A 610-nucleotide genomic window follows, 5' to 3' on the forward strand; every position below is an offset into this window, starting at 1 on the left:
TCGCAGCCGCCCTCCTCGTCTCCCTCGTCCCGGCCGCGCAGGCCGCGACCTACCGCCACACCGACGCCACCGGCGACGTCCGCGTCTCCGACGAGAACGTCGGCGCCGGCACCGTGTCGGACGGGGGCGCCCAGCCCGGCGTCCTCGAGGGCGACATCACCTCGCTCACCGTGCAGCACACCAGCACCGCCGTGAAGGTGGCGACCGCGCTGCGCGGCAACCCGCCGCTGTCGTCGAGCTGGCAGGCCCGCATCGTGACCTCCCGCGGCACCAACATCTACGACCTGCGCCGCGTCGCGCGCGACACCGGCACCACCGTCGAGCTGCGCCGCAACGGCCGCGTCGTCTCCTGCGAGGGCATCCGCGTCGTCGAGACTCGCAGCGGGATCGTCGGCTCCGTGCCGCGCGCCTGCCTGGGCACGCCCTACAAGGTGCGGGCCGGCGTCGTCGTCAACGCGCTGCTCGCCGCCGACAAGCAGGGCGCCAACCGCGTGTATACCCGGGGCCGCGACGACGCGCTGCGCGTCGGCAACGCCACGATCGGCAGCCCGACCCTCGGCAGCTGGGTCACCGCCCTCTGACCCCGACCCTCGTCCGCGCGGCGCATCCC

1 protein-coding gene is annotated in these 610 nt (G+C 75.1%); it reads left to right on the top strand.

The window, feature by feature from the left end:
* A partial coding sequence (locus tag ACZDWJ_RS19720; RefSeq protein WP_463523891.1) for a hypothetical protein occupies positions 1–581 on the top strand: 581 nt, incomplete at its 5' end.
* Positions 582–610: the final 29 nt, after the last annotated feature.

It is taken from the genome of Nocardioides sp. B129/18, from assembly GCF_055282735.1.